The 1,416-nt window shown below is 70.9% G+C and carries 1 protein-coding gene; it reads left to right on the forward strand.

Translation table 11 applies throughout. The features are described 5' to 3' along the window. Positions 1-1,290, forward strand: a 1,290-nt coding sequence (locus ABT106_RS07590; RefSeq protein ID WP_351273727.1) for a CBM96 family carbohydrate-binding protein, incomplete at its 5' end; no start/stop codon positions are given. Positions 1,291-1,416 lie beyond the last annotated feature (126 nt).

A 1,416-nucleotide genomic window follows, 5' to 3' on the forward strand; every position in this document is an offset into this window, starting at 1 on the left:
TCCTACACCTACCGCGTGACCGCGACCGACGCCGCCGGCAACACCAGCGCGCTGTCGGCCACCGTCTCGGTGACGGTCCCGGTCTCGGTCCAGTCCTACCCGAACCAGGTCCGCGCGGACGGCGCCCAGCTGTACTGGCGCTTCGACGACACCGTCAGCCCGTACACCGCCGACTCCTCGAACGGCGGCAACACCAGCGGCGTCCAGCTGAACGCCCCGGCCCTGCGCCAGACCCCCGGCGCCGTCACCGGCGCCAGCACGGCCATGGGCTTCAACGGCACCAGCCAGCAGGTCTACAGCGACCACCGCCAGACGGTCGGCAGCACCTACTCCATCGAGACCTGGTTCAAGACGAACTCCTCGCGCGGCGGCAAGCTGATCGGCTTCGGCAACAACACCGAACGCAGCAGCGGCTCGAACGACAAGCACATCTACATGACCAACACCGGCCGCCTGGTGTTCGGCGTCTACAACGGCTCGACCAGGACCATCTCCACCGGCCTGTTCGACACGTTCAACGACAACAAGTGGCACCACGTGGTCGGCACCCAGGGCCCCGGTGGCCTGACGCTGTACGTCGACGGTCAGAACAAGGGCACGCTGAACGCCACCAGCACGCAGAACTACGCGGGCTACTGGCACGTCGGCGGCGACAACCTCTCCGGCTGGCCGACCCGTCCGACGAGCAACTACTTCTCCGGACAGCTCGACGAGGCCGCCGTCTACCCGACGGCGCTCAGCCAGGCCCAGGTCAAGAACCACTTCGACCTGGCCAAGGCCCCGTCCGACACGGTCTCCACGGTCACCGCGACCGAGGACACCTACATCAACCAGGGCGCGCCGAGCACCGCCTACGGCACCGCGAACTCGCTCGCGGTGCGCGGCACCTCGGCGTACGAGTCGTACCTGCGCTTCGACCTCCCGGCCGCCCCGGCCGGGCAGGCCCTGAAGTCGGTCTCGCTCCAGGTCAAGACCACCACGCAGGCGGGCGCCGGCACCGCCGACACCGTGTCCGTGGTCCCGGTCACCGGCACCTGGAGCGGAGCGGGCACCACGTTCAACACCAAGCCCACCCTCGGCACCACCCCGCTCGGCACCATCGCGGGCGTGCCGGACGGTTCGGCCGTGCACAGCGTGGAGCTGGACACCGCCGCGGTCTCCGCGGTCCTGGGCAGCAGCTACAGCCTGGGCCTGAAGAGCACGGGCACCGACCCGCTGTGGCTCTGGTCCTCGGAGGCGACCGCGACGGACGGCGCTCCGCGGCTGGTCCTCACCTTCGGCCCGAAGTAACCGATCGACGGCGTGCGGGGTCCGGCCTCTTCCCCGCCCCGGCCCCCCCCCCGCGGCCCCCCCCGAAATAACGGGGCCCTCCCCCGTTACGCCGCACACCCCCCGGGGCGGGTGGGCGGGGGGCCC

The sequence above is a fragment of the Streptomyces sp. NPDC002044 genome (assembly GCF_040296725.1).
GTDB lineage: Bacteria > Actinomycetota > Actinomycetes > Streptomycetales > Streptomycetaceae > Streptomyces > Streptomyces antarcticus.